We start from the raw sequence: 26,162 nt of genomic DNA, 5'->3' as shown, positions 1-26,162 counted from the left end.
TGCGGCCGCTGGGCGCGACTGGGACGTATGAAGTTGAGTTTGGGGCCTCGAACACCAAAAAAGCGAAAGCGGGGCGTGCTCGCTCGGACCGGCCAACGGCCGTGCAAGCCGCGATTCGGGCGCGCGCCGCGTCCGCCGCTCGAACGTGACGCGGCGATCGTGGAAGCACGCAAAGCCCATGACCACCTGCGTCAGGCCGTCGACATGCTGCCGCAGGGCATCGTGATCCTCGATCCCGAGGGCCGCTACGTCCTTTGGAACAAGCAATATGCCGAGATCTACAGCAAGACCGCCGATCTGTTCGCCGAAGGCGCCCGGCTGGAAGACACGCTGCGCGTCGGCGTCGCCCGCGGCGACTATCCGGAAGCGGCCGGCCACGAGGACGAGTGGATCGCCGAGCGGCTGAAAAGGCTGCACGAGCCGGGCAAGCGCCACGAGCAGAAGCTGTCGGATGGCCGCGTCATCCTGATCGAGGAACGCCGCACCGACGACGGCGGCGTCGTCGGCCTGCGCGTCGACATCACCGAATTGAAGCAGCGGGAGGCCTCGTTCCGCCTGCTGTTCGACGGCAACCCCGTCCCCATGATCATCTGCGCGCTGGATGACGAGCGTATCCTCGGCGTCAACGATGCCGCGGTCGCGCATTATGGCCATAGCCGTACCGAGTTCGAGAAGCTGACGATCCGCTCCTTGCAGGCGTTCGACAGCGCGCCGCCCTGGACCGTCGATCCCGCCGCGGAGGAGCAGGCCGGGCGCACCTGGAAGCACGTCAAGGCCGACGGCGCGCTGATCGATCTCGCGATCTATTCCCGCGAGCTGACCTATGCCGGGCGGCCGGCGATGCTGCTCGCGCTGATGGACATCACCGAACGCAAACGCGCCGAGGCGCGGCTCGCCTTCATGGCCCAGCACGACGCGCTGACCGGCCTGCCGAACCGCAATCTGCTGCGCCAGATCATGGACGATATGCTCCAACATACGCGCCGCAGCGCCGACAAGGTCGCGGTGCTGATGCTGGGGCTCGACAATTTCAAGGCGGTCAACGATACGCTCGGACATGCGGTCGGCGACAAGCTGCTGCGCGGCGTCGCCAAGCGGCTGCGCTCGAGCCTGCGCGAGGACGACGCGCTGGCGCGGCTCAACTCCGACGAGTTCGTGCTGGTGCAGAGCGGGCTGGCGCGTCCCGAGGATGCCGTGCTGCTGGCAAAGCGCCTGCTGGCGGCCATCGCGGATCCCTATCTGCTCGACGGTCATTCCGTGGTGATCGGCGCCTCGATCGGCATCGCCATGGCGCCCGGTGACGGCGATGATTCCGAAAAGCTGCTCAAGAGCGCCGACATGGCATTGTCGCGCGCCAAGCTGGATGCGCGCGGCGGCTTTGCTTTCTTCGAGGCCGCGCTCGATGCCAAAGCCCAGAGCCGCCGCAAGATCGAGGTCGAGCTGCGCGACGCGATCCAGGGCGACGTGCTGCGGCCGTATTATCAGCCGCTGATCGATCTTTCGAGCGGGCGCATCACCGGCTTCGAGGCGCTGGTGCGCTGGCCGCATCCGGAGCGCGGCATGATCTCGCCGGCCGAATTCATTCCGGTCGCCGAGGACACCGGGCTGATCAATCCGCTCGGCGGGCTGATGCTGCGCCGCGCCTGCCTCGATGCCGTGACCTGGCCGGACGACGTCCGCGTCGCCGTCAACCTCTCGCCGCTCCAGTTCCGCAGCGGCAATCTGCTCTCGGTGGTGACGGACGCGCTGAAGCATTCCGGCCTGCCGCCGCGCCGGCTCGAGCTCGAGATCACCGAGACGCTGCTGCTCGAGAAGAGCGCGCAGGTGCTGGCGACGCTGCATGCCCTGCGCGCGCTCGGCGTGCGCATCTCGATGGACGATTTCGGCACCGGCTATTCCAGCCTGAGCTATCTCAGAAGCTTTCCGTTCGACAAGATCAAGATCGACCAGTCCTTCGTGCGCGACCTCGGCAGCAATCGCGAATCGCAGGCGATCATCCGCTCCATCGTCAGCCTCGGCAAAGGTCTCGGGGTCATCATCACCGCCGAAGGCGTCGAGACCGAAGCCGAGCTGAGCTGTCTGCGCGCCGAAGGCTGCGATGAAGGCCAGGGCTTCCTGTTCAGCAAGGCCCGCCCCAATGCCGAGATCATCAGCCTGCTCGCCGCCCAGCGCGGCATCGACGGCGGCGAGAAAGCGGCGCTGGTGGCGTGAGCGCTGTGTTCCTTTGGGTCATTGCTTCAATGCATCTCCAAATGTAAGGGACGTACTGGCCTCTCAGTTAACCTCTCCCGCCTGCGGGAGAGGTCGCGCCGCAGGCGCGGGTGAGGGCTCTCTCCACGCTGGGAGTCCCACTGCGGAGACACCCTCTCCCCAGCCCTCCCCCGCAAGCGGGGGAGGGAGCGCAGCGCCCTTATGGCTGTTATCCCGCTTCAACTGCCGACAATATCCCCTTCCCCACATCCTCAAAATGCGTGTCGCGCGCCTGGATCTGCTGGGTGATGGCGTGCATGTCGCGAAAGCGCCGCTCGAACGGGTTGCTGCGAAACACGGCGGTCGCGCCGGCCATGTGATAGGCGGTGTCGACCACCTTGGCCGATTGCTGGATGGTCCAGGTCGCGGCGAGACGAACCGCGCTGCGATGCACCGCACTGAATGCGCCGGTCGCAGAGAGGTCGCGCCACATCGCATTGGCCGTGACATAGAGATAGGCGCGCGCGGCGCGCAGATCCCCTTCGGTGCGGCCGATCAATCCCTGGACCGCCTGGTTGTCGCGCATCGCGTTTGCTGCAAGAGACTGATGTTTCGCCCGCGCCAGCGCAATCGCGGCGTCCAGTGTCGCGCGCGCGACGCCGAGTGACACTGCGGCGAAGCCGAGACTGAACGTCGAACCGGTGGGGAGCCTGTAGAGCGGCCCCGGCTCGCGCAAAGCCTCGGGCATGTCGCGGAACGCGGCAAAACGATCGGGAATGAAGAGGTCGTGCACCTCGTAGGAATCGGTGCCGGTGCCCGCGAGGCCGATTGCCTGCCAGACGTCGTGCAGCACAGCGCTCGCAGAGGGAAACAGGATGGTGCGTATCTCCGGCGAGCCGTCGGCGTTTTTCCGTGGCGTGCCGTCGGCACTGAGGATGCGCACATGCGCGCCGAGCCAGCTCGCCTGGCGCGAGCCCGAGGCAAAATCCCAGCGCGCTGTGACCTGATAGCCGCCCTCGACCGCGCGCGCCTCATGCGCAACCGCGCCCCAGGCGAGAATGCCGGGCGCGGCGTTGAAGATCTCGTGCGCGGTGTCGTGGTCGAGGGCGGCTGCGATCATCGCGCAGACGCTGTTTTGGCCGAGACACCAGGCGGTGGAGGCATCCGCCTTCGCGATCTCCTCCAGCATCTGCATGAAAATCTCGGGCGGCGCTTCCGATCCACCGAGGCTCTGCGGCAGCAGCGCGCGATAGAGCCCGTTCTCGATCAGCGCGCCCACCACCGCGGGCGTCAGCCGCCGCATCCGCTCGATCTCGTCAGCCTCGCCCGCAATCAGCGGCGCGATCGCCCGCGCCCGCTCGACCAGCCCAAATCCGGGAGTTGCGTTCATATCGGCGTTTCCTCGCCCATTCTTGGTGTGAGCGGTAGATGCGCGATGGTGATCTATCTGGCGGGGCGGATCAAGATCGTAGCCCGGATGCAGCGAAGCGAAATCCGGGGGCCGCTGTCTCCCACGGCGACCAACCCGGATTGCGCTCCGCTCCATCCGGGCTACGGATCAGTCGATGGAATCTCGAAGCGGTCGCTCCATGATGATCGTGCGCTCGTCACCGTGATAGCTGTCGCGCACCGCATGGAAGCCAAGCCGGGCGTAGAAGGTTTCGGCGGTGACCGAGGAAGGCACGGTCAGCGAAGGGATGTTTCGCTCGCGCGCGGTGCGATCGATCTCCGCCATCAGCAGCTTGCCGACACCTCGGCCCTGAACATCGGGGGCGACGAAGACCGTGCGAACGACGCTTCCGTCAAGGCCGGCTGTTCCAACGACGCGGCTGCCGATGACGGCGACAAAGACCGTGCGCTTCCGGATCAGCTCGCCCACGGCCGTGGGGCTGAAGCTGCGCTCGACCGTTTCGATGATCTCATTGGTATAGTCCTTCGCATTGGTTTCACGCAGGGCACGCAAAATCACCGCGCTGATGTCAGCGGCGTCAGCGTCAATCGCGGGCCGGATCGTGCATTCCATGGCTCGCTCCCACTCGCAAAGAACTGGATGTCAAGGCCCGCCACAGGCAATCAGCTTGTCGCGCAACCCAACCTGATGCTACCGTTTGTAGCATATTTGGGGCCGCCCAAGAGGCATATCATGAAGAAGCCAACCCGCCGCGATGCTCGCCTCGCCGCGGCTCCCAGCGCCGAGACGCCGACCGTGCTGGCGTTCGAGCACGCGCCGATGAGCGACATCGTCGATGCTCTGGCCGACGGGCGCGTTACCGCGACGGCGCTGACCACATTCTATCTCGCGCGCATCGAAGCTTACGACCGCAGCGGTCCGATGCTCAATGCCGTGCGCACGCTCAATCCCGACGCGCTGACGATCGCGGGCAAGCTCGACGACATCAAGCCGTCGCTCAAACGGCCGCTGGCCGGCATCCCGATCCTCGTGAAGGACAACATCGCGACCGCTGACAAGCAGCCGACCACGGCAGGTTCGCTGGCGCTGGAGGGCGCGCGCGCCAAGCGCGACGCCACCGTGGTCAAGCTGCTGCGGAAGGCCGGTGCGGTGATCCTGGGCAAGGCGAACCTGACGGAGTTCGCCAACATGCTCACCATGGACATGCCCGCGGGCTATTCATCGCTGGGCGGCCAAGTGAAGAACCCTTATGCGCCGGCGCTGATGGACGATCGCGAGATTCCGGTGGTGTCTCCAGGGGGATCGAGCTCGGGTTCGGCAGTCGCCGTGGCAACCGGACTCTGCGGCCTCGATCGGCACCGAGACCTCAGGCTCGCTGCTGCACCCCGCCGGCCTGAACGGCCTCGTCACCGTCAAGCCGACCGTCGGGCTGATCAGCCGTGCCGGGATCGTGCCGATCGCGCACAGCCAGGACACCGCGGGGCCAATGACGCGCACCGTGCGTGACGCGGCGCTGCTATTGAACGTGCTGGCAGCCAAGGATCCGCTCGACCCGGTGACGCTACGCCAGCGGCGGCCCGCCGATTACACCGCCGGCCTCGCATCCGATGCGATGAAGGGCGCGCGCATCGGCGTGCCGAGCGATCCTGCCGATCCGCTGAACGATCCCTACTACGGCAAGCTGCCACCCAAATGGATCGAGGTGATCGCCGAGGCGATCAAGGTGATGGAGGATCTCGGCGCGATCATCGTCCGCGCCAGCATGCCGACTGCCGGCTGGATCGCCGGACCGGGCACGACCGTGGCCGTGCTCAACCGCAATCCGCTGAGCCGCAACAAGGGCAGCCCGACCATGCAATGGATCGTCTTCCTTTACGAGCTGAAGCACGATCTCAATCTCTATTTGAAGGATTGGGCGACCAACACGGAGATCAAGACCATCGCCGACATCGTCGCCTTCAACGAGGCAAATGCCGACAAGGCGCTGCGTTTCGGCCAGGACCTGTTTCTCGCCGCCAATCTCACCCGCGGCGATCTGAGCGAGCGTGAGTACAAATCGGCGCGCGCCATGGATCTGCTCTCCGCCAGGACGCGCGGCATGGATGCCTATATGAACCAGCACGAGCTCGATGCGGTGCTGTTCCCCGGCGCCTATGGCGCCGCAATCGCCGCCAAGGCGGGCTATCCCAGCGTGATGGTGCCCGGCGGCTTCGTCTCGGGGACAAACGACGGCAAAGACACGCCCGACTATCCGCTCGGCGTCACTTTCTCAGGCCGCGCCTGGAGCGAGCACAAGCTGCTGCGTCTGGCCTACGCCTACGAGCAGGCGTCCCAGATGCGCAAGCCGCCGCCCGGATTGATCGCGAGATGAGATAGACCTGCATCACGGTGACCGAATTGGAGAGCCAGTGACTCTCATCCACCGACATAGGCGGCCAGCTCATCAGGCGTCCCCATCGGAAAGGCCTGCTTGAGATAGTCGAGAAAGGCAGATACGCGCGCGCTCAGCAGCCGCCGCGACGGATAGAGTGTCCATAACGCGATCTCCGGGGCGTCGACATCGCCCCAATGCAGCAGCGTGCCCGCCGCCAGATCGTGGCTGACCAGTGATACGGGAAGCCGTGCAGCACCCAGGCCGGCTCGGACGGCGTCGCGGACCATCAGGAGCGATGACAGGCGAAGAACCGGATCAACCGCGATGCGCGATGTTCCGGTTGGCACGGCCACATTCCATGTCGTCTGGCCGCCGGCTCCGCGCACCACCGCCGGGACGGCGATGTCGTCCGCCGGTCGCGCGAGTCCGGGACTCGCCACCACCACCAGCCGATCGCGCAGGAAGATTCGCCCGACCAGGCTTTCATCCCGGTCTGGATTGACGCGGATCACCAAATCGTAGCCTTCCTCGACCATGTCGACGGCCCGGTCTTCGGTCGTGACCTCGAGCCGAACCTCCGGATATCTGAGCGCGAACCCGGCGGCGAGCTTGCCCATCGCGGTCTGCGAGAAGAACACTGGCGCGCTGACCCGCAGCCTGCCGCGCGGTCTGTCCCCGCCTGAAGCAATCAAAGCCGCGGTCTGCTCCAGTTCGGTGAGCAACGTCCCCGTCCGCTCATACAGCGCGCGCCCTTCCTCCGTGAGCTTCAGGATGCGTGCTCCACGCTCGAACAGGCGCAGCTCAAGGCTGCTTTCCAGCTCCGCAACGCGCCGGGACAGCGTGGCTTTCGGGCGCCCAGTGGCCCGGGCAGCCCGTCCGAACCCTCCGTAACGGGCGACAAGGTTGAAATCAGCCAAGGCAAGCAGGTCCATCTGTTCCACCAGTGAGACGATGCGTCCAAATATAGCGTCTATCGGCTCGAATGTGGATCGCTAGTTTGCGGGTGTGTTCTTCCAACCCCAACCCGGAGTGATCCCATGACCATCCTCGTTACCGGCGCCACCGGCACGGTCGGCCGCCAAGTCGTCGAACAACTCGTCAAGCGTGGCGCCGATGTCCGTGCGCTGGTCCGCGACCCCGCAAAGGCCGGCTTCCCGGCCGGCGTCAATGTTGCGAAGGGCGACATGCTGGATGTCGATTCGCTGCGCAGCGCGTTCTCTGGCGTCTCAACCCTGTTCCTGCTCAACGCCGTCGTGCCCGACGAATTCACCCAGGCGCTGATTGCCCTCAACCTGGCGCGAGAGGCAGGCATTGAGCGCATCGTCTATCTCTCGGTGATCCACAGCGATCGCTACGTCAACGTGCCGCACTTCGCCGGCAAGTTCGGCGTCGAGCGGATGATCGAGCAGATGGGCTTCAAGGCCACCATCCTGCGCCCGGCCTACTTCCTGAACAACGACCTCACGGTCAAGGACGTCGTGACCGGATACGGCGTCTACCCGATGCCGATCGGCAGCAAGGGGCTCGCGATGATCGACGCCCGCGACATCGGCGAGATCGCGGCCATCGAGCTCATTCGCCGCGAGAACTCCGCCACGCCGCTTCCGCCCGACCGGATCAACCTGGTCGGTCCCGATACGCTGACCGGCGCGAAGGCCGCGGCGATCTGGTCCGAGGTGCTGGGTCGTCCGATCGCCTATGGCGGCGACGACACCGCCGGGTTCGAGAAGAACCTCAGGCAGTTCATGCCGAGCTGGATGGCGTTCGACATGCGCCTGATGAGCGAGCGCTTCCTTAGCGAGGGAATGATCCCCGAGGCCGGCGACGTCGAGCGTCTGAGCGCGCTGCTGGGCCGTCCGCTGCGCTCTTATCGCAACTTCGTCGCCGAGATCGCGGCCGCCGCCTGACGGCTCCGGCACCGACCGAACACGACCATGATCAATCGAAAACCAAAACTGCGGGAGCGCCTCCTTGAGGCCTCCCGGCATTGAAGGAGGCATCCATGAACAACCCGACCGACGAAAGCGCCAGCACCACGCGATCGAAGATACTGGTTCTTGGAGCAACCGGCGGGACCGGTCGCCTGATCGTCAGCGAGGCGCTGGCGCGCCGGCACGAGGTCACCGCGCTGGTGCGTTCACCGGAGAAGGCCGGCGATTTGAAAGGCGCCAGGCTGATCGTCGGAGACATCAGCGACGAAAATGCCTTGCGAGACGCGCTGAGGGGGCAGGGCGCGGTCCTCAGTGCGCTCGGCACGCCGGCAAGCCCCTTTCGCGAGGTGAAATTGCTCTCGACCGCAACGCGCGCGCTCGTGACCGCGATGAAGGCCGAGCAGGTCTCCCGGCTGGTCTGCATTACGGGGATGGGCGCCGGCGACAGCGCCGGGCGCGGCGGTTTTCTCTTCGACAGGCTGATCTTTCCGCTTCTGTTGAAGAACGTGTACGCCGACAAGGACCGGCAGGAAGCCGTCGTCAGAGACAGCGGGCTCGACTGGGTCCTGGTTCGTCCGTCCGTCCTGAACGACAAGCCCGGCCGCGGCGCGATCCGTGCGATCACGGATCTCTCTGACTTCCACGGCGGCAGCATAGCGCGCCAGGACGTTGCGACATTCGTGCTGGACCAGATCCAGGGCAACAACTGGCTGCATCGCTCGCCGTTGATCACGTGGTGATAGGCTTGGGCAGGTCTCGCAAGAGCTCAACCTGTCCTACGATGTCTGCCGGCGACGAGTCTGTTGAGGCGCTTGCGCGAACTAGCTCGCGGCGGTCGTGTCGGCGAAGGCCGCGACGACCAACAACGGCTCTCGTAGGGTGGGCTAAGGCGCTCTTGCGCCGTGCCCACCATATCTCCTCATACCGAATCAAGATGGTGGGCACGCTTCCGCCTTCCTACCGCTGGCCTACGCCTACAAGCAGGCCTCCCGCATGCGCAAGCCGCCTGCCGGCGCTGCAGGCCTGAACCTCGGCGGCGCGGCGTGCGACCAAAGATCATGCCGATCGTCAGAATTGTCCTGATCCTGCTCGCGTTCGCCGCGCCTGCCTTCGCGCAGGACGGCATCCACGAACTGGTCGCCGCGCGCGATGCCGCCAAGGCCTTCAAGGTCTATGTCGACGGGATCGCGAGAAAGGGCGGGCGGCCCGACCTGACCCGGCCTGATGTCGCCGCCATGCTCGGCCACATCTACGATCTTGACGCCTTCGCCGCGCTGCCGCCCATCGAGGGGAGCGATATGAACTGGCTGCCGGACTGGTTGGACGCGGCCAATCAGACCCACAAGCTTTTCATCCTTTACGGTGCGAAGCCGGGGCCGCAGCCTGATTTCGTCGCGCTCCAGCGCAACATGACCGAGTATGGCGACCAGTACGCGACCGCAATCAGCTTCATGATCCGCGGCATGGCGCGCGAGGCAATTGCGGGCCAGATGTTCTGGGACGAGCTTCCACCGGAGCATCGCACCCGGATCCGCGAGGAGGGATTTGCAGGCATGCGCAGGAACAGCGCCCTCTTCATCCTGTCCACGGTGTGCGCGGCGATCCAGGGTGCCAGCAAGCCAGCCAACGCCCGTCTGGTCGCGGCTGCGCTGCGCGACACGCGCGAGGTCTGGGCGAGCTACCTGCTGCCGGATGGTCGGGCCCGCGTGATCGCCGAGCTCGCCGACCTTCCCAACTGGGCGCCGGACGAAATTGCCCGCGCCGATCTCGGCGCTTTCACAGCCGCGCTTCAGGCGGTGAATTGATCAGGCGTCCTGCGGGCCAGACGCGCTCAGCATCGCAATGTCCCCCGGCGCGGGCAGCCGACCGCCAAGGTTGCGGCCAGGTCTTTCGACGCCCGCAACGCCGCAAAATAGACACGCACAAACCAGAAGCTCCAGATATGGCGTCCTGGGGAATGTTGCGGGGAATTTGTCATGCGGGCATGGATCGGCTTCATCGCGGCGTTGTGGGCCTTCGCTCTTCACCCCACCCGAGCTCAAACCGCGTTCGCAGCCGAACCCGCATCCGCCTGCGGCATTCCGTCGGACACCCACGACGGATGGGCGATGACGTCGCCGGAAAAGCAGGGGATGAACGCGAGACTGCTTTGCACGATGGACGACGGCATAACTGGCGGCAAGCTCGCCAATGTCGACGACATCATCATTATCAGGCACGGCGTGCTCGTCTACGAACGCTATTATGCCTACCCTGAGCAGCAGCTTCGGTTTGATGCCATCACGCGGCACCGCGGTAATTCGATGACCAAAAGCGTCGTCTCGCTGCTGGTCGGGATCGCGATGGAGCGCGGCCTGATCAAAGACCTGGACGTTCCGGCTTTCTTTTACGTTCCAGAGAATCCCGATCTCCGTATGCTTGACAAGAATCCCGTGACCCTGCGCCATCTCCTGATGATGTCGGCGGGATTGGGCTCCGACAGGGCTCCCGGTGTCACCTTCCGTTACAGCGACAGCGAAACAGAGCTTGTTGGCGCCATCCTGAAAAAGGTCACCGGAAAAACCGTCGATGTCCTGGCTCAGGAAGAACTCTTCGCACCGCTCGGAATCAGCGACGTCGAATGGTATAAGTCGCCGTTCAGCGGCGTTGCCATGTCGAGCGCGGGGCTGAATCTACGCCCCCGCGACTGGGCGAAAATCGGCCAGCTCGTTCTCAATCGTGGCTCTTGGGAAGGTCGGCAGATCGTTCCGGCGTCCTGGGTGGATCAATCGACGGCCGAGCAGATCAAGACCGAGGGGCCGCAATCCTACGGCTATCAGTGGTGGCTTGGTCGATCACTGGAGGCGAACCGCGAAGTTCAATGGATCGCCGCGATGGGCTTCAATTCCCAGAAAACCATCATTATCCCTGCGCTCGACATGGTCGTCGTCTTCAACGCGTCCCGACAATCCAAAAACATGGTTGCGCCCGAGCTCGACCTATTGGATCGATACATCATACCCGCAATTTCAGAGAGTAGCTCGGACAAGCGCAATAGATCCCCGTCACCCTGAGGTGCTCGCCTCTTCGGCGAGCCTCGAAGAGGCGACGGCCCGCCCGCATCTCGGCCGTTCATCCTTCGAGGCTCAGCTTGCGATGCTTTGCATCGCAAGCTTCACACCTCAGGATGACGGAATGACAAGCATGAGCTGGAAGAGCACCGTAGGATGGTTAGAGCGGAAGCGAAACCCATCCTACCTCTCGATACTGCGTCGGTCGGGCGATCGGCTTCGCAAGAGCTCAACCCATCCTACGGGCTGGCTCCGTTCGCAGCGCGCTTACCGCAGCTCTGATCATAGCGACGGTTTCGACTTCGGCATCGCCGTCCTGAGGTTGGCGCCACGCGCTCTGGATTGCAATGACCACCTGCTCGGTCGGATTGACGAAGATGAACTGACCAAAGACGCCTCTCGCCGAAAAGGCACCGTTGTTGACGCCGTCCGGCAAGGGCGGCACCGCCCACCAGTGATAGCCGTATCCCGCCGGTGAACCGGTCATGAGCCGACCGAAGGCAGTGGGCGCGCTGTCGGGCTGTCCGGCGAGATCGCGCCAGCCGGGCGGCAGCACCCGTCGGCCATTGAACGCCTCGCCATCCTCCAGCACCAGCTGGCCGAAGCGGCCGAAGTCGCGCAGGCGTGCGCTGACGCCAAATCCGCCCAGCTCCATGCCGCCTTCGGAATCGAGTTGCCAATATCCGTCGGCCTCCATGCCAGCAGGGCCCCAGATCGTCTCAGCACAGTACTCGGCCAAGGGCCGGCCCGTCGCGGCTGCGACCAGCGCGCCAATCAGGTAACTCTCGCCGGTCGAATAGTTGAAGACAACGCCCTGCGGCTGAGCGCGCGGCAGTTCGCACAGGAGGTCGAGGACGGAGTTTGGCCGGCGGCTCACCATGGCCTTGATCAGGCGAAAGGCGTCTGACCGTCCGCCTGCATCGTTGTCTTCGCGCCAGGCCACACCGGAGCACATCCGCAGCAGGTTACGAATCGTGGTTCCCTCGTAAGCCGAGCCGCGCAGCCGCGGCAGGTACTGCTCGCAGCGATCGTCAAGGCTGCCGATCGCGCCATCGTGGAGTGCTGCTCCGACGAGCGTCGCGGTGATCGACTTCGCAGTCGACATGCTGGTCCACCGGCTTTCCGGGCCGTTGCCCATGCCGTAGCATTCCAGCGCAATTTCGCCGCGCTTCAGGATCAGCAGCCCCGCCGTGCGGCGGCGGGCCATGTGGCCGCTGACGCTGTGGCGGATCCCGCCCACCTCAAAGGTCAGGTCCGCGAGCGAACGGGCGTGCGGTGGAAGCGGCCGCACCGCGTCGCCGCGCCGGATGACGCGCACCGGCCAGACCTGGTTCTGGTTGCGGAAGGTCGGCGCCTGGTTTTCAGGTGTCGTGTCCCAAATGTTCGGAGCTGTCCGCTCCGGCTCGCTGCCGCCGGCGGCATTTGTCTCTGTCGGACAGGTCATCAATACCTCCTCGCTTCGTTGAGACGACGCCAGATCGCCCGGGATTGGCGCGTTTGCAAAACAAATCAAGTTGGCTTGCCACGGTCCGGTCTCGCGGGCATGCTGACGGCCGACCGTAGCGGAGACACAGCCCCGTGGGGTCGCGAATGTCCGCTCGGCGTCAATCGCGTTGGGCAGCTCGTAGGTCGTAGCAGCCCGTAGGCCGTAGGATGGGTTTCGCAGGAGCTCAACCCATCCTACGGGCTTCGGCGAGCCTCGAAGGGCGAAGGGCCGGTTGCATCTCGGCCGTTCATCCTTCGAGGCTCAGCTTGCGATGCTTCGCATCCAAAGCTTCACGCCTCAGGATGACGGACCGACAAGCATGAGCTGGAAGAGCACCGCAGGATGAGTAGAGCGGAAGCGAAACCCATCAAACTTCTAGATATTGCGTCCGTCGCGCGATGGGTTTCGCGCCAGCTCAACCCATCCTACGGGCTTGGATCGGGTTCAATCGGATGGAGAGACATGGGCGGAGTCGGACGCTCTCTCGTGGATCGGACAAGCGCATCCATCCCCGTCACCCCGCGCAATGGCGAAGCCATTGTCGCTGGAGGTGCTAGCCTCTTCGGCGAGCCTCGAAGGGCAACGGGCCGGTTGCATCTCGGCCATTCATCCTTCGAGGCTCAGCTTGCGACGCTTCGCATCGCAAGCTTCACACCTCAGGATGACGGAGTGACGGGCGTAGTGGGTTGTGCCATGGCGAGCGCCGAAGTCTTCGTTTACGATCCGGTCGAGCCACTGTTCGGAGACGCCGGGATGCAGACAATTGGCCTGATCGGAGGCATCAGCTGGGAGAACTCGTAGGATGGGTGGAGCGGAAGCGAAACCCATCAAACTTCTAGATGCCGCGCTATCGGGCGATGGGTTTCACAACAGCTAAACCCATCCTACGGGCTAGATGGATTCTTCCGTGTTCTCTGTTGGGGTATGAAGAACCCGATTTTTCTGAATAGAGAAAACGGCAGCGAACTTTTTGCGACGCGAATGAGATTGTCCCGCAATTCCGTATTTGAAAGTAATGCTGGCATGGCCCGCAAGTCCGGGTTTAGCCCATTTCGGATGCGCGAAAATCCATGGGTAGTCAAAATTATATTGGGAAGTCTCCGGAATGAGTTCCCCTTTGTTTAGAAGAGTAACTTTATCTACCGTCTTCCCATCAATCTCTACGTACACATCCTCCACCTCATATTCGACAGCATGAAAATAGGATGAGTTATGGAGTACGAAAACAATCTGGATGCCACTCTTTTTTTGGTCCACTCTCCATTCAAGTCTTGGTATCGAAAGCTTGTAATCGATTGATCTTTCTGGCGAGCTCGATGTTCTGGCTTGCGCTACTTTCCACAACCAGTAGGGAGCCAATGCCAAGCGAATTGCAATGATGCTGCCGAACACAATCGCAGCGGTTCAGCGCGATGGGTTTCGCAAGAGCTCAACGTCATCCTACGAACTGCCTACTCCCCGATCGGCCCGTAAGTGTACGGTAATTGCGTGCGAGAGGATTCAGCCCATAGTCTTGGTTGCGGCTCATGGTGAGTCGCAATCATGCCACGAAAGGGCATCATCCATGGGTAAGAACGAAAAGACGGGAAAAGATGTCGGGTCGCTCGCCTCCAAGGCGCTTCGTGACCCCGGCTCCGTTACTAAATCTCAGATCAAGACGATTGCCGCTTCCGCGCTTACGCAGCGACCAGACCATCGTTCGCCAAAGCCGTCCCCGAAGCGCAAGTAAGTCGTTCTAGCTTCGTCACGGCAGCGGTCGGGATTGTAAAAAATCCCGACGCCTGGTCCCAATCTTCATCGCCGTTACTTGCACCCAAGTTCGGCGCGAGAACTTTTGTTTTCTCGTCATCCTGCACGAGAAATCCGACCGACACGCATTTGTGCGCGCGGCGTGGTTCAAGATCAGACAGCCATTGCCAGCCAGGTATTGGCTGACCGCTATCCACCCATTCAATCAGAACCAAATCAAGCGCCATGGTTGGAATCTCGCCGAATTATGGTTAACGGTTGGTGAAAAATGCGATAGCCGGGTTAAATTCGGCGAGCGGCGTTGTTTCGGGTGGTGTGTAGATGGGCCGCGGTCTACTCGGCAGTGCTCGATGAGCCGCGCGGCACTCTCCGAACTTTGCGATCAGTTCTTTTGCAACGATGGCATCATGCCCCTGTTTTGCCCGACGAGTCAAACAGGATTCGTAAAAATCGAAAAAGCGTAATGCCGACAACACCCCGGCTACTGTGCATGGGGTTGTTTTCGCGGTTTTGTTTGGGGCGGCCGCGCTCGGCGTACGTTCGCCTCAGCTATCCACCTTCAGCGCGGCAATGAAGGCTTCCTGCGGGATGTCGACCTTGCCGAACTGCCGCATCTTCTTCTTGCCTTCCTTCTGCTTCTCCAGAAGTTTGCGTTTGCGCGTGATGTCGCCGCCGTAGCACTTCGCGGTGACGTCCTTGCGCAGCGCGCGCACGGTCTCGCGGGCGATCACCTTGCCGCCGATCGCCGCCTGGATCGGGATCTGGAACATATGCGGCGGGATCAGCTCCTTCATCCGCTCGACCATGGCACGGCCGCGCCCCTCGGCGCGGGTCCGGTGCACCAGCATCGAGAGCGCATCGACCGGCTCGTTGTTGACCAGGATCTGCATCTTCACGAGATCAGCCGGCTTGTAGTCGGTCAGATGATAGTCGAACGAGGCGTAGCCTTTGGAGACCGACTTGAGGCGGTCGTAGAAATCGAACACCACTTCGTTGAGCGGCAGGTCGTATTTCACCATCGCGCGGGAGCCGACATAGGTCAGCTCCTTCTGCGCGCCGCGGCGGTCCTGGCACAGCTTCAGCACGCTGCCGAGATATTCGTCCGGCGTCAGGATCGTCGCTTCGATCCAGGGCTCCTGGATCTCGGCGATCTTGACCACGTCGGGCATGTCGACGGGATTGTGGATCTCGAGCTCGCTGCCGTCGGTGAGCTTCATCTTGTAGATCACGCTCGGCGCGGTCGCGATCAGATTGAGATCGAACTCGCGCGACAGCCGCTCCTGGATGATCTCGAGGTGCAACAGCCCGAGGAAGCCGCAGCGGAAGCCGAAGCCGAGCGCCGCCGAGGTTTCCATCTCGAACGAGAAGCTGGCGTCGTTCAGCCGCAGCTTGCCCATCGCCGCGCGCAGCGTCTCGAAGTCGTCGGCGTCGACCGGAAACAGGCCGCAGAACACCACGGGGATCGCCGGCTTGAAGCCCGGCAGCATCTCGGTGACCGGCTTCCTGTCGTCGGTGATGGTGTCGCCGACGCGGGTGTCGGCCACTTCCTTGATCGCCGCGGTGATGAAGCCGATCTCGCCGGGGCCGAGCTCGTCGACCTGCGTCATCTTCGGCGTGAAGAAGCCAACGCGCTCGACGTCGTAAGCCGCACCAGTGCCCATCATGCGGACGCGGCTGCCCTTCTTCATGACACCGTCGACGACGCGGATCAGCACGACGACGCCGAGATAGACGTCGTACCAGCTGTCGACCAGCAGCGCCTTCAACGTCGCATCGCGATCGCCGTTCGGCGGCGGCAGGCGGGTGACGATGGCCTCCAGCACATCGGGCACGCCGAGGCCGGTCTTAGCCGAGATCATCACGGCGTCGGAGGCGTCGATGCCGATGACGTCCTCGATCTGCTGCTTGACCTTGTCGGGCTCGGCGGCCGGCAGGTCGACCTTGTTCAGGACCGGAACGATCTCGTGGTTGTTGTCGAGCGCCGCGTAGACGTTGGCGAGCGTCTGCGCCTCGACGCCCTGGCTGGCGTCGACGACAAGCAGAGAACCTTCGCACGCCGCCAGCGACCGCGAGACTTCGTAGGCGAAGTCGACATGGCCGGGCGTGTCCATCAGGTTGAAGATGTAATCCTTGCCATCCTTGGCGTGGTAGGCGAGGCGGACCGTCTGGGCCTTGATGGTGATGCCGCGCTCGCGCTCGATGTCCATGGAATCGAGCACCTGCTCCTTGCCCGCCATCTCGCGATCGGTGAGGCCGCCGGTCATCTGGATAAGGCGGTCGGCCAGCGTCGATTTGCCATGGTCGATATGGGCGACGATGGAGAAATTGCGGATGTTGGAAATGGGGACGGTCGTCATGGGCGCGGGATACCACTCACATCCCCGTGCGGCAACCATATTGCTGTAATTTCAGGGGCTTTCTTCACGCCAAGCTGATTCCACGCCGGGCCAAAACGCGCTACGCAACGCCTGATGTCAACGACTTCAATCCCATCCGCCAGGCCGCGCGCGAAGACCCGGGTGAGCTTTGCCCGCTTCCGGGGCTGGCTGGTTGCCTGCGCGATCCGCCCCGAGGCCCGGCTTTGGCTGGTGATCCAGTTCGCCGTCCTGCATGCGGTGATCTGGACCTTCATCCTGATCAATCTCAAGTCCGCGCAGGACGTTCACATGGACGTCGCAGAGGCCTATGGCTGGGGCCAGAAGTTCCTGCTCGGCTATGGCAAGCACCCGCCGCTGTCGGGCTGGATCGCCGGCCTCTGGTTCATGGCGTTCCCGGCGGCGGATTGGGCGACCTATGCGCTTGCGATGGCGACCGTCAGCGTCGGCATGGTGATCTGCTGGCTCGTGGCACTGCGCGTCGTCGATGCCAGACGCGCGTTCCTGGTCGTGGTGATGGTCGCGCTCTACCCGATCTTCAATTTCAAGGGTTTCAAGTACAATCCGGACCTGCTGCAGCTCGTCACCCTGCCGCTGCTCGTGCTCGCTTATCTCAACGCATTCGAGAAGCGGAGCTGGCAGTCCGGCATTTGGCTTGGCCTTGCCGGCGCGCTGGCGCTGATGACCAAATACTGGGTGCTGACCATGATCGGCGCCATTGGCCTTGCCGCGCTGATCCATCCCGAGCGGCTGAGATTCCTGTTGTCACCGGCGCCCTGGGTTGCGATCGCGACGATGGCGGTGGCGATGATTCCGCACTTCATCTGGCTCGCGAATGCGCATTTCGTGCCGCTGACCTATGCCGGCGACACCTACAGCATCGAGGACACCAGTCTCGTGCATCAGCTGGTGTTCGGCTATGTCCTGCACAATGCCGCGCTGCTGGCCTTGCCGGTGGCGCTCGCCGCGCTCGCGATGGCGTTGGTGCCGCCGTGGCTCACATTGCTTGCGCGCGCACCGTTGCGCATCGTCACGCGGGCCTGGGCGCGCGGCGCCAATGCGAGCGTCAACCTCTCGCAGGCCCGCAACATCTGGATCATCCAGGTCATCGTCGCCGTCGGCCCGCCACTCGGCGCGCTGGTCTTCAGCATCTACATGAAAACCGATTGGGGCATCTCGCTGTTCTTCCTGGTGCCGCTGGCGCTGGTCGCGATCCCCGCCTTGCGGGTGCAAGGTGCGGCGATCTTCAACATCACCGCGATCTGGCTCGTGCTCAGCACCGCGACGCTGATTGCCTCGCCCTGGATCGCTGCGCGCGAGATGGCGGTCAATGCCGACAATACCGCGACATATGGCGCGCGCTCGGAGCTTGCGCGTGAACTGACCCAGGCCTGGCACGCGCGCTTTGCCACGCGCTGGGCCATTGTCGCCGGCACCATGGAATCAATCCAGCCGATGGTGTTCTACAGTCCGGATCATCCGGCTGCGTTCACGCCGAACGAGGCCTGGAGCTCCGGCCTGACGTCACTCGAAGACGTCAAGAAGTACGGCTTCATCGGCGTGTTCGATCCGACCGACGGCCGCCTGCCGGCGTTCGAGAAATGGGTGTCCGAGACCGCGCCGAATGCCGAGCGCATCGTGATGACGACGCGCCGCTTCACCCACGGCAAGGCCGGTCCGTCGATGACGTGGAACATCTACATCGCGCCGCCGGAGAAGTGACCTTCAGGTCCCTTCTTCGTTGAACTTGCTCTCGACAAGCTCCGTAATCGCCGCGAGCGCAGCTTCGGCATCAGCACCGGCCGCGGCGACCGTGATCGTCGTGCCCGGCCCGGCGGCGAGCATCATCAGGCCCATGATCGAGGTGCCGCCGACGGTTTCGGCGCCGCGCGTCACCCACACCTGCGCGTTGAAGCGCTCGACCGCCTGGACGAATTTCGCCGAGGCGCGGGCGTGCAGGCCGCGCTTGTTGATGATCAGAAGCTCTTTGGAGATCGCGCCCGCGGGCACGCCCGTCGCGGCTTGCGGCGCGTCGTCGCTCATTTGCCGGCGAGCACGCGGCTGGCGATGGTGACGTATTTGCGACCCGCTTCCTGGGCCATCGCGATCGCGTCGGGCAGCGAACGCTCCTCGCGCACCTTGGCAAGCTTCACCAGCATCGGAAGGTTGATGCCCGCGAGCACTTCGACCTTCGGCCGGCTCATGCAGGATATTGCCAGGTTGGACGGAGTGCCGCCGAACATGTCGGTGAGGATCGCAACGCCGTCGCCGGAATCGACGCGGTTAACCGCTTCGATGATGTCGCTTCGGCAGAGATCGGAATCATCTTCGGCGCCGATCGTGATCGCTTCGATTTGCTTTTGTGGGCCCATGACATGCTCAAGCGCTGCCTTGAATTCGTCGGCAAGGCGCCCGTGGGTCACAAGTACTAGACCTATCATCGGAAAAACTCCTCGCGGGCGCTTTTGGTGCACCGCACGAACGCGCCACTTTGACCATCCAGAGCCCCCGCGCAAGAGGGGATGTTGCGTATCTCCCTGAATCTAGACGGATGGATGAGGGGAGCTGCGCCGGTCTACTCGGTCGCGATAGTGGGGTTCATATGGTTACCATTTCCCTTCAAACAATCGTCCGAAGGGTTAACGGAAGATGAACTCTTGGTAGTGGTCAAGGCCGCAACAACCAGCGGGAGGGGCGAATAGCCGAGCCCGACCGGGATTCGCGGTACTTCAACACCTAAAATGCATGTTTTCAGGGATTGAGCCGGCGGCAGCCGCTCCGCGTCCGCTGCGTCGAGATCGACCACGAGGCCTACGGTCGCGTGCTCCACGAAGTCGCAGCGGCGAATCCCCAAGCCCCGGATCTCGATCAGGCCGGCCAGTACCGCGGCGGGCCGGACCTCAATTTCATGGCCGAGTGTCGCCAGATGGACACGGTCATCGCCTACCAGGACGGCCCTTTCGACCACGCCGGCACGCCCGGCCATGATTAAATCGAAGGCAAGCCGCGACTTGCCGGCGCCCGAGGGGCCGCGGATTAGCACCGCCAGAGATCCGACCTTGACTGCGGAGGCGTGAACGCTTGCGTCGCCGTCGCTCATAGCGCCGGCAGCCTCACCACGAAGCGCGCGCCGGCAACCGTCGGCGTGCCGTCGGCGTCCGTGGGGCCTGCGCGGTTCTCCGCCCAGATGCGCCCGCCATGGGCGTCGACGATCTGCTTGGAGATCGAGAGCCCGAGGCCGGAGTTCTGGCCAAAGCCCTGATGCGGGCGGTCGGTGTAGAACCGCTCGAAGATGCGCTCCAGCGCGTCGTCGCGAATGCCGGGGCCGTCGTCGTCGACCACGATCTCGATCTCGCCGCGGACACGGCGGCAAGTGAGGCGCACCTTGCTGCCGGGCTCGGAGAACGATTGCGCGTTGGCGAGCAGGTTGGAGACCACCTGCCCGAGCCGCGAATCGTGCCCTGTCACCGCGAATGTGTCGGTCGGGCTGCGGCCGTCGAAGCGCGCTTCGACCGCGACGTCGTGGCCGAGCTTGGTCTCGTTGGCGACCGAAACCAACGTGCCCAGGAGCCGCCTGAGGTTGACGGGAATGGCGTCCTGCCGCTGCAGCTCGGCATCGAGGCGGCTCGCGTCGGAAATGTCGGAGATCAGCCGGTCCAGCCGCTTCACGTCATGCTCGATCACCTCGAGCAGGCGGGCGCGGCTGTTCTCGTTGCGCGCCAGCGGCAGCGTCTCCACCGCGGAGCGCAGCGAGGTCAACGGGTTCTTCAGTTCATGGGCGACGTCGGCGGCGAACATCTCGATCGCCTCGATCCGCTTGTAGAGCGCATTGGTCATGTCGCGCAACGCGCCGGAGAGATGGCCGATCTCGTCGCGGCGGCGGGTGAAGTCGGGGATCTCGACGCGGCTCTTGATGCGGCGGCGGACCCGCTCGGCGCTGTCGGCGAGCCGGCGCACCGGGCCGGCGATCGTGCTCGCCAGCAGCAGCGACAGCATGATCATGACCGCGGCTGCTACGCCACCGACCTTCAGAATGGCAAGGCGCTCGGCGGTGACCATCTGGTCGATGTCGTCGCCTTGTGTCGAGAGCATCAGCGCGCCGTGGATGGCGCGCGAGCGCAGCACGGGCACCGCGACCGAGACGATCACCTCGCCGCGTGCGTTGACCCGCACCATCGAACGCTTCTGGCCCTGGAGCGCGTCGGCGACTTCCACATAGCCATTGCCGTTCTCGCGCCCGAGCTCACGATACAGCGGCAGGTCGCCGCGGTTGATCCAGAGGCGGACCGCGATCGTCGCGCGTTCGACCAGTCCGGGCTTTTCCGACGGCGGCGGCAGTGGCATGGTCCGCACGTTGTCGAGGTCGCGGCTGTCGAGCAGCACCGAACCGTTGGGATCGAAAATCCGCGCGCGAGTCTTGGTTGGCAGGATCAGCGTGCGCAATACGGGCGCCACGCGTTCGGGATTGATCGGAAACTCCAGCGAATCGTCCGGTCCGCCATAGCTCTCACCCAGTTTCAGGTCGAGCAGCCGCTCCGGGTCGACGGTAATCGCGTTGGTCTGGACCGTCGCCGACGCCCCGATCGCACCGGCGATGATCTCGGCCTGCACCAGCAAGCTCTGAGCGCGGGCATCGATCAGGCCGGCGCGGAATTGCGACAAATACAGGATGCTCGCGACCAGCGCGACGAGACCCGCGAGGTTCAGCGAGACGATGCGGCGGGTCAGGCTGGAGAAGGACAGCGCGAAGAAGAACTGCCCGGCGCGCTTCAGCCAGTTGAGCGGCCGCCAGCCCTGCGCGACCGGCTTGTCCTCGGCCAAGCGCTCCGGGCCGCCCTCGGATGCGACATCCTCGGCGTTCAGGTTTGGATCAGGCTGCGTTCGGTCAAGCAATGCTCATGCCCGCGTTGGGACAGCTCGTGCGATCAAGTCCCCGCATCCTAGAGCCATCCCGGTCCCGATGGAATCAGAACCGGGCGCAGCCCTGGTGTTTCGTGAAAGGCGCGTTGCGCCTCAGGCTTCCTTGAAGCGGTAGCCGACGCCGTAGAGCGTCTCGATCATCTCGAAATCGTTGTCGACCACCTTGAACTTCTTGCGCAGCCGCTTGATGTGGCTGTCGATGGTGCGGTCGTCGACATAGACTTGGTCGTCATAGGCGGCGTCCATCAGCGCGTTGCGGCTCTTGACCACGCCGGGCCGTGTCGCCAGCGCCTGGAGGATCAGGAATTCGGTGACGGTCAGCGTCACCGGCTCGTTCTTCCAGGTGCAGGTGTGGCGTTCCGGGTCCATGCGCAGCAGGCCGCGGTCGAGCGCCTTGGCGTCGTTCTCCTTCGGCGCGACGGTCGGATCCTTCGGCGCCGAGCGGCGAAGCACCGCCTTGACGCGTTCGACCAGCAGGCGCTGCGAGAACGGTTTGCGGATGAAATCGTCGGCCCCCATCTTGAGGCCGAATAATTCGTCGATCTCTTCGTCCTTGGAGGTCAGGAAGATCACCGGCAGATCGGATTTCTGCCGCAGCCGGCGTAGCGTCTCCATGCCGTCCATGCGCGGCATCTTGATGTCGAGGATGGCAAGATCGGGCTGGGTGGTGCGGAAACCGTCGAGCGCGGAAGCGCCGTCGGTGTAGGTCATGATGCGGTAGCCTTCGGCTTCCAGCGCGATCGAGACGGATGTGAGAATGTTGCGGTCGTCGTCGACCAAAGCGATTGTGGGCATGAGCCTGCTTTCTGCTTTCCGTTTGGATCGTGGCTTAAACGGCGAGCAATCCAGTGATGCGCCGCATACATGGGTCCCGAACTTGGAGTTCGAACTGTGTCACCGAGCAATGCAAGCTGGGCTGAAGTGTGACCAAGTTCCACGAAACACGGCAGATTCGCCGCATGTCGACCCATAACCAGACCCTCGTTTACCCGAAAAAAGGCCCCCCTTGCAACCACCTGAGCCGAGAAAGCCGATGCAGCCGACCCCAGATTTCGACCCCGGAAAGCTCGCCAAATCGCTGTTGCGGCGGTCCCGGCAGGGGGCGCTCGCCACGCTGATGGTCGGCAGCGGCGATCCCTATTGTTCCCTGGTCAATCTGGCCAGCCATCCCGACGGCTCGCCCATCCTGCTGATCTCGCGCTTGGCGGTGCACACCAGGAACATCCTATCGGACGCCAGGGTGTCGCTGATGCTGGACGAGCGTGCAGAGGGTGATCCGCTGGAGGGCGCCCGGATCATGCTGTCCGGCCGGGCCGAGCACGCGGATGCCGAGAAGGACCTTCTCCGGCGAAGGTATCTCAATGCCCATCCGTCGGCGGAAGCCTTTGTCTCGTTTGCGGATTTTTCGTTCTTCCGGATCCGTCCAACGGGAACCCATTTAGTCGCTGGATTTGGCCGGATTGTCGATCTGAAACCCGAGCAGTTCCTGACGGATCTCGGCGGGGCCGAGGATCTGCTCGCCGCGGAGGAAGGCGCGGTTGCGCACATGAATGCCGACCATCGCGACGCCATGGGCCTGTACGCCACAAAGTTGCTCGGCGCCGCCAAGGGCGACTGGCGCTGCACAGGCTGCGATCCCGAAGGCCTCGACATGCAGGATGGCCAGACCGCACTGCGGCTGGATTTCCCGGAGCGAGTGGAGAGCGGCACGGCGCTGCGCAAGATGCTGGTCAGGCTTGCGGGCGGAGCGCGCGCGAAGCCCGACTAGCCGCGACAAATTGAACGCCGCTGCCCATCGGTGCGACCCAAGACCGTACGGTCCGAGGTTGGAGCGAGAGGGTTCATGGCGCGCCATCGTTTGGCATGGGTCGCAAGCTTGGCGCTCGCGATCGCTTCGTCCCTGGCCACGCCCGGCGTTGCCCAGAAAGGCCTCGCCGCGGAGGGCGCGCGGATCAACGCCCTCATGAGCGCCGGCAAGTATTCGGAAGCGCTTCCCCTGGCGCAAGGCATGGTCGCGAGCCTGGAGAAGAGCGACAATGGTCGTGATCTCGCGGCAGCGTTGAACAACCTCGGTCAGGTCTATGCCGGCCAGGGCCATGACGATCTCGCCGAGCCGCTCTACCTGCGCTCGATCGCATTGATGGAAAAATCGCTCGGTCTCGACAACGCGCTGGTTGCGGCCGAGCTGACCAATCTCGCCGCACTGTATCAGCGGCAGAGTCGTTATGCCGAAGCCGAGCCACTGTTCAAGCGCGCGCTCGCCGTTCGAGAAAAGAGCTTGTCGCGCGAGCATCCCGACGTGGGCCAGGCGCTCAACAATCTGGCCACGCTCTACGTCAAGCAGCAGCGCCAGCTCGAAGCCGAACCGTTATTCCAACGGGCGCTCGCGATCTACCAAAAGGCCGCAGGCCCCGAGCATCCGGCGGTGGCAACCGTCCTGAACAACATCGGCCAGCTCGATCGCGACCTCAACCGCGATGCGGATGCAGAGGCGCCGATCAAGCGCTCGCTCGCGATCCGCGAAAAGGTGCTTGGGCCGGATCATCCCGACGTTGCCCGCTCGCTGAACAACCTCGCCGGGCTCTATGAACACCAGCAGCGCTATGCCGAGGCCGAGCCGCTCTACCGCCGTGCCCTGATGATACGCGAGCGCGCGCTGGGACCCGATCATCCTGACGTCGCGATCTCGACCAGTAATCTCGGCTATTTCCTTTACGCGTTGGGGCGGACTGCCGATGCACTGCCATTCGCGGAAAAGACGCTCGCGACCAATCGCGCGCAGTTGCGCGTGGTGCTGCCGATCCTGTTCGCTGCGCGAGAGCAAGCCCTGCTGGCCAATGACGAGGCGCTGAACCAGGCGCTCGCCGCGATCCAGCGCGGCACGCAATCCTCCGCTGCATCGGCGGTGAACAAGCTCGCGGTGCGGCTCGCCGCCGGCAGCGACCGGCTCGCCGAGCTCGTGCGCAAGGATCAGGATCTCGCGGCCGAGGCTGAGGCGCTCGACAAGGCCATCATCGCCGCGGTGTCGAAGCAAGCGGCGCAACGCGATGTCGCGGCCGAGCAGCGCAGCCGTGCACGGATCGCCGCAATCTCAAGCGAGCGCGCCGGCTTGCAGAAGACGCTCGCCGTCGAGTTTCCCGATTACGCCTCGCTGTCCAATCCGCTGCCGCTGACCGCGAAGGAGATCCAGCCGCTGCTGTCGGCCGATGAGGCCATGACGGTCTATTCCGTGCTCGACAAGCGGAGCTATGTCATCGCGATTACGCGCGAGAGCGTCGATTGGAAGGAGATTCCGCTTGGCGCAGACGCGCTGGCGCAGAAAGTCACGGCTTTCCGCAAAGGCCTCGATGTCGGCAAGGCGCGCGACGCCTCGGGCAAATCAGGCTTGTTCGATCTCGCGCTCGCCAACGAGATTTATGCCGCGCTGCTGGGCCCGGTCGAAGGGCTGACGAGGGAGAAGCGCAGCCTGCTGGTGGTGCCCTCGGGTGCGCTGACGGCGCTGCCGTTTCACCTGCTCGTCACGGAGACGCCGGAAGCCGCGATCCCGGACAAGCTCGAAGGCTATCGCAGCGCCGCCTGGCTGTTGCGCCGTCAGGCCGTCTCAGTGCTGCCGTCCGTCGTGAGCCTGAAATCGCTGCGTGCGTTTGCGCGCAAAGATCAGGGCGTCAAGCCGATGACCGGCTTTGGCGACCCCGTGTTCAATCCTGCCCAAGGCGGCCCCGCCGAGCGGCGCACAGCAGGCGGCAAAGTCGCCGCGCGCAGCATCGCGAGCATCGCCTATACCGACTTCTGGCGCGGTGCCGGGGTCGATCGCGCGCGGCTTGCGCAGGCGCTGCCGCAACTGCCTGACACCGCCGACGAGCTGAGCGCGGTGGCCAAGGATGTCGGCGCGACCGAGGCCGACATCCATCTCGGCCGCGACGCCAGCGAGACGACGCTCAAACGCGCAGCGCTTGCTCAATACGGCATCATCTACTTCGCCACCCACGGCCTCGTGGCGGGCGATATCAAGGGCGTGGGCGAACCGTCGCTTGCGCTCTCCATTCCCGATCAGCCCTCCGAGTTCGATGACGGTCTGCTCACGGCCAGCGAAGTGGCCCAACTCAAGCTCAATGCGGATTGGGTGGTGCTGTCGGCCTGCAACACGATTGCCGGCGACAAGCCCGGCGCCGAGGCGCTGTCGGGGTTGGCGCGCGCGTTCTTCTATGCCGGCGCCCGCGCGCTTCTGGTCTCGCATTGGGCAGTCGATTCCGAAGCTGCCACGCGCTTGACCACATCGACTTTCGATTTGCTCAAAAGCGAACCAAAAATCGGCCGAGCCGAAGCCTTGCGGCGCGCGATGTTGGCTTATCTGGATGACGCCTCATCGCCGCGCAATGCGTACCCTGCGATGTGGGCACCGTTCGCGCTCATCGGCGAGGGTGCGGTACGATAGAGCCGCACGCGCGTTGTGCGTCGCAATAATCACGGAAAACGCGGAAGCGCGCATTTGGTTGCGCGATCATTCAGGATTTTTCGATGCGTCTGCTCAAGGCTGACATGCACGGCGTTTGGCGCGGTCCTTGAATAAACCAAATCCGAAGGGATCAGCTTGGCAACGCGGGCGTTCACCGATATTAGGTCGTCCAACCGAGGCCGGACGGCCTGTAAATCACGGTGGCCGCGACGGCGCCAAA

21 protein-coding genes and 1 pseudogene are annotated in these 26,162 nt (G+C 64.0%); 10 read left to right on the top strand and 12 right to left on the bottom strand.

From position 1 onward, the window contains the following. Positions 1–75 precede the first annotated feature (75 nt). Entirely contained in the window at positions 76–2,211 is a 2,136-nt protein-coding gene (locus AC0L2O_RS23620; RefSeq protein ID WP_473371386.1) for a putative bifunctional diguanylate cyclase/phosphodiesterase, read from the top strand. 208 nt (positions 2,212–2,419) lie between these two features. Here AC0L2O_RS23620 and AC0L2O_RS23615 read toward each other — a convergent pair whose 3' ends face one another. Next, positions 2,420–3,580 carry an acyl-CoA dehydrogenase family protein gene (locus AC0L2O_RS23615; RefSeq protein WP_473371385.1) on the bottom strand — a complete coding sequence of 387 codons (1,161 nt, stop codon included), beginning with the start codon at positions 3,578–3,580 and terminating at the stop codon, positions 2,420–2,422. Positions 3,581–3,748: 168 nt separating this feature from the next. Next, complete coding sequence (locus tag AC0L2O_RS23610; RefSeq protein WP_473371384.1) at positions 3,749–4,213, bottom strand: GNAT family N-acetyltransferase; 465 nt, start codon at positions 4,211–4,213, stop codon at positions 3,749–3,751. A gap of 27 nt (positions 4,214–4,240) precedes the next feature. On the opposite strand from AC0L2O_RS23610, the pseudogene AC0L2O_RS23605 reads away from it, so the two are divergent. Next, positions 4,241–5,972 (top strand): annotated as a pseudogene (locus AC0L2O_RS23605) (amidase family protein). A 44-nt stretch (positions 5,973–6,016) separates the two neighbouring features. Here AC0L2O_RS23605 and AC0L2O_RS23600 read toward each other — a convergent pair. After that, positions 6,017–6,907 carry a LysR family transcriptional regulator gene (locus AC0L2O_RS23600; RefSeq protein ID WP_473371383.1) on the bottom strand — a complete coding sequence of 297 codons (891 nt, stop codon included), beginning with the start codon at positions 6,905–6,907 and terminating at the stop codon, positions 6,017–6,019. Positions 6,908–7,012: 105 nt separating this feature from the next. On the opposite strand from AC0L2O_RS23600, the gene AC0L2O_RS23595 reads away from it, so the two are divergent. From AC0L2O_RS23595 to AC0L2O_RS23580, 4 genes are all read left to right on the top strand, one after another. Continuing rightward, positions 7,013–7,882, top strand: a complete 870-nt coding sequence (locus AC0L2O_RS23595) for an NmrA/HSCARG family protein (RefSeq protein ID WP_473371382.1) — start codon at positions 7,013–7,015, stop codon at positions 7,880–7,882. A 95-nt stretch (positions 7,883–7,977) separates the two neighbouring features. Further along, a complete protein-coding gene (locus AC0L2O_RS23590) occupies positions 7,978–8,646 on the top strand; it encodes an NAD(P)-dependent oxidoreductase (RefSeq protein WP_473371381.1) in 669 nt (222 codons plus the stop codon). Between the two features lie 318 nt (positions 8,647–8,964). After that, positions 8,965–9,711, top strand: a complete 747-nt coding sequence (locus tag AC0L2O_RS23585; RefSeq protein ID WP_473371380.1) for a hypothetical protein — start codon at positions 8,965–8,967, stop codon at positions 9,709–9,711. Between the two features lie 171 nt (positions 9,712–9,882). Next, positions 9,883–10,959 (top strand): serine hydrolase domain-containing protein, encoded by a 1,077-nt coding sequence (locus tag AC0L2O_RS23580; RefSeq protein WP_473371379.1) that lies wholly within the window; start codon positions 9,883–9,885, stop codon positions 10,957–10,959. 226 nt (positions 10,960–11,185) lie between these two features. Here AC0L2O_RS23580 and AC0L2O_RS23575 read toward each other — a convergent pair whose 3' ends face one another. Then, entirely contained in the window at positions 11,186–12,274 is a 1,089-nt protein-coding gene (locus AC0L2O_RS23575; protein ID WP_473371378.1) for a serine hydrolase domain-containing protein, read from the bottom strand. Between the two features lie 654 nt (positions 12,275–12,928). Between AC0L2O_RS23575 and AC0L2O_RS23570 the strand changes: the two genes are divergently transcribed. Continuing rightward, positions 12,929–13,243, top strand: a complete 315-nt coding sequence (locus tag AC0L2O_RS23570; RefSeq protein WP_473371377.1) for a hypothetical protein — start codon at positions 12,929–12,931, stop codon at positions 13,241–13,243. A 90-nt stretch (positions 13,244–13,333) separates the two neighbouring features. Here the strand turns inward: AC0L2O_RS23570 and AC0L2O_RS23565 are convergent, their stop codons facing one another. The 3 genes from AC0L2O_RS23565 to lepA form a co-directional block, all read right to left on the bottom strand. Continuing rightward, a complete protein-coding gene (locus AC0L2O_RS23565; RefSeq protein WP_473371376.1) occupies positions 13,334–13,834 on the bottom strand; it encodes a hypothetical protein in 501 nt (166 codons plus the stop codon). Between the two features lie 284 nt (positions 13,835–14,118). Then, on the bottom strand, positions 14,119–14,418 hold the full coding sequence (locus tag AC0L2O_RS23560) for a hypothetical protein (protein ID WP_473371375.1): 300 nt from the start codon (positions 14,416–14,418) through the stop codon (positions 14,119–14,121). Positions 14,419–14,736: 318 nt separating this feature from the next. Next, positions 14,737–16,548: a translation elongation factor 4 gene (gene lepA, locus AC0L2O_RS23555; RefSeq protein WP_473371374.1), complete on the bottom strand. Its 1,812-nt coding sequence runs from the start codon at positions 16,546–16,548 to the stop codon at positions 14,737–14,739. Positions 16,549–16,662: 114 nt separating this feature from the next. On the opposite strand from lepA, the gene AC0L2O_RS23550 reads away from it, so the two are divergent. Continuing rightward, positions 16,663–18,288 (top strand): glycosyltransferase family 39 protein, encoded by a 1,626-nt coding sequence (locus AC0L2O_RS23550; protein ID WP_473371373.1) that lies wholly within the window; start codon positions 16,663–16,665, stop codon positions 18,286–18,288. A gap of 3 nt (positions 18,289–18,291) precedes the next feature. On the opposite strand, the gene AC0L2O_RS23545 is transcribed toward AC0L2O_RS23550, so the two are convergent. From AC0L2O_RS23545 to AC0L2O_RS23525, 5 genes are all read right to left on the bottom strand, one after another. Beyond that, positions 18,292–18,609 (bottom strand): HPr family phosphocarrier protein, encoded by a 318-nt coding sequence (locus tag AC0L2O_RS23545; protein WP_369719668.1) that lies wholly within the window; start codon positions 18,607–18,609, stop codon positions 18,292–18,294. Further along, the gene (locus AC0L2O_RS23540; protein WP_024339151.1) at positions 18,606–19,007 is read right to left on the bottom strand and encodes a PTS sugar transporter subunit IIA; all 402 of its coding nucleotides are present in this window, start codon (positions 19,005–19,007) and stop codon (positions 18,606–18,608) included. The genes AC0L2O_RS23545 and AC0L2O_RS23540 overlap by 4 nt, the downstream gene beginning before the upstream one ends. 134 nt (positions 19,008–19,141) lie before the next feature. Beyond that, entirely contained in the window at positions 19,142–19,666 is a 525-nt protein-coding gene (locus AC0L2O_RS23535) for an HPr kinase/phosphorylase (RefSeq protein WP_473371372.1), read from the bottom strand. Then, complete coding sequence (locus AC0L2O_RS23530; protein WP_473371371.1) at positions 19,663–21,459, bottom strand: stimulus-sensing domain-containing protein; 1,797 nt, start codon at positions 21,457–21,459, stop codon at positions 19,663–19,665. The genes AC0L2O_RS23535 and AC0L2O_RS23530 overlap by 4 nt, the downstream gene beginning before the upstream one ends. Positions 21,460–21,579: 120 nt before the next feature. Beyond that, positions 21,580–22,281 carry a response regulator transcription factor gene (locus AC0L2O_RS23525; protein ID WP_027535781.1) on the bottom strand — a complete coding sequence of 234 codons (702 nt, stop codon included), beginning with the start codon at positions 22,279–22,281 and terminating at the stop codon, positions 21,580–21,582. A gap of 238 nt (positions 22,282–22,519) precedes the next feature. Here AC0L2O_RS23525 and AC0L2O_RS23520 point away from each other — a divergent pair, with 238 nt between their 5' ends. Together AC0L2O_RS23520 and AC0L2O_RS23515 are read left to right on the top strand one after the other, a co-directional pair. After that, complete coding sequence (locus AC0L2O_RS23520; protein ID WP_473371370.1) at positions 22,520–23,254, top strand: HugZ family pyridoxamine 5'-phosphate oxidase; 735 nt, start codon at positions 22,520–22,522, stop codon at positions 23,252–23,254. Positions 23,255–23,329: 75 nt separating this feature from the next. Further along, positions 23,330–25,921: a CHAT domain-containing protein gene (locus AC0L2O_RS23515; protein WP_473371369.1), complete on the top strand. Its 2,592-nt coding sequence runs from the start codon at positions 23,330–23,332 to the stop codon at positions 25,919–25,921. Positions 25,922–26,162: the final 241 nt, after the last annotated feature.

The sequence above is a fragment of the Bradyrhizobium sp. Kon10 genome, from assembly GCF_055807395.1.
Note: the sequence above shows the minus strand (reverse complement) of the source record. Positions and strands in the feature narration are given on the sequence as shown.

Coding starts and splice junctions, on each gene's coding strand:
- AC0L2O_RS23615 (WP_473371385.1), bottom strand. CDS start 3,580: ATGAACGCAACTCCCGGATTTGGGCTGGTCGAGCGGGCGCGGGCGATC.
- AC0L2O_RS23610 (WP_473371384.1), bottom strand. CDS start 4,213: ATGGAATGCACGATCCGGCCCGCGATTGACGCTGACGCCGCTGACATC.
- AC0L2O_RS23600 (WP_473371383.1), bottom strand. CDS start 6,907: ATGGACCTGCTTGCCTTGGCTGATTTCAACCTTGTCGCCCGTTACGGA.
- AC0L2O_RS23595 (WP_473371382.1), top strand. CDS start 7,013: ATGACCATCCTCGTTACCGGCGCCACCGGCACGGTCGGCCGCCAAGTC.
- AC0L2O_RS23590 (WP_473371381.1), top strand. CDS start 7,978: ATGAACAACCCGACCGACGAAAGCGCCAGCACCACGCGATCGAAGATA.
- AC0L2O_RS23585 (WP_473371380.1), top strand. CDS start 8,965: ATGCCGATCGTCAGAATTGTCCTGATCCTGCTCGCGTTCGCCGCGCCT.
- AC0L2O_RS23580 (WP_473371379.1), top strand. CDS start 9,883: ATGCGGGCATGGATCGGCTTCATCGCGGCGTTGTGGGCCTTCGCTCTT.
- AC0L2O_RS23560 (WP_473371375.1), bottom strand. CDS start 14,418: ATGGCGCTTGATTTGGTTCTGATTGAATGGGTGGATAGCGGTCAGCCA.
- lepA (WP_473371374.1), bottom strand. CDS start 16,548: ATGACGACCGTCCCCATTTCCAACATCCGCAATTTCTCCATCGTCGCC.
- AC0L2O_RS23550 (WP_473371373.1), top strand. CDS start 16,663: ATGTCAACGACTTCAATCCCATCCGCCAGGCCGCGCGCGAAGACCCGG.
- AC0L2O_RS23545 (WP_369719668.1), bottom strand. CDS start 18,609: ATGAGCGACGACGCGCCGCAAGCCGCGACGGGCGTGCCCGCGGGCGCG.
- AC0L2O_RS23540 (WP_024339151.1), bottom strand. CDS start 19,007: ATGATAGGTCTAGTACTTGTGACCCACGGGCGCCTTGCCGACGAATTC.
- AC0L2O_RS23535 (WP_473371372.1), bottom strand. CDS start 19,666: ATGAGCGACGGCGACGCAAGCGTTCACGCCTCCGCAGTCAAGGTCGGA.
- AC0L2O_RS23525 (WP_027535781.1), bottom strand. CDS start 22,281: ATGCCCACAATCGCTTTGGTCGACGACGACCGCAACATTCTCACATCC.
- AC0L2O_RS23520 (WP_473371370.1), top strand. CDS start 22,520: ATGCAGCCGACCCCAGATTTCGACCCCGGAAAGCTCGCCAAATCGCTG.
- AC0L2O_RS23515 (WP_473371369.1), top strand. CDS start 23,330: ATGGCGCGCCATCGTTTGGCATGGGTCGCAAGCTTGGCGCTCGCGATC.